Source organism: Pseudomonas sp. GM60, assembly GCF_000282415.1.
Taxonomy (GTDB): domain Bacteria; phylum Pseudomonadota; class Gammaproteobacteria; order Pseudomonadales; family Pseudomonadaceae; genus Aquipseudomonas; species Aquipseudomonas migulae.
Genome location: NZ_AKJI01000019.1, coordinates 1 through 618, shown reverse-complemented (window position 1 = coordinate 618; position 618 = coordinate 1). Strand labels below are relative to the sequence as shown.

Below are 618 nucleotides of genomic sequence, written 5' to 3'. Positions count from 1 at the left end.
TCAGCTCACCGCCCTCTACGTCGAGGCCGTTGAGGGTCACCGGGCTGTTATGGATGTTCAGCTCCAGCGTCGCAGTGCTGATGTCGCCGTCGGCATCGGTGAGGGTGTAGTTGAATTTCTCCTTTCCCTCGCCGCCATTGTGCAGCGCCTTGAAATCGGCATCGCTGATGTTCAGCGTGTAGGTGTAGGTGCCGTTGGCATTCAGCACCAGGGTGCCGTAAGTCCCGGTGAACGTGCCCGCAGTAATCGGTCCGCTGTCCGGCCCGGTCGGCACGCGATCCGCGCCTTGCACGTCGTTGCTCAGGACGTTGCCTTCGAGGGTCAGGTGCGTTGGCGTGGCGGTACCGGCATTGCTGTCATCCATCGCTTTGGGCACGTCGTCGACAATGTTGACCTTGATCGTGCTGGTGACGGTGTTGCCCAGGGCATCGGTGGCCTGATAGGTGAAGCTTTCGCTCAGGGTATTGGCGCCGTTGTCTGCATGCGGCGTGGTGCTGGCCGGCGAGGTCAGGGTGTAGGTGTAGGTGCCGTTGGGGTTGAGCGCAATTTGCCCGTAATCGCCGGTGGCACTGCCGACCAGCGCATAGGTGATCGCGCCCGACGCGCCGCTGACCGAAC

General features: G+C 62.5%; 1 protein-coding gene. It reads right to left on the bottom strand.

Features of this window, described 5'->3' with window-relative positions; genetic code table 11:
* Window positions 1–618, bottom strand: a 618-nt coding sequence (locus PMI32_RS26675) for a cadherin-like domain-containing protein (RefSeq protein ID WP_008024701.1), incomplete at both ends; no start/stop codon positions are given.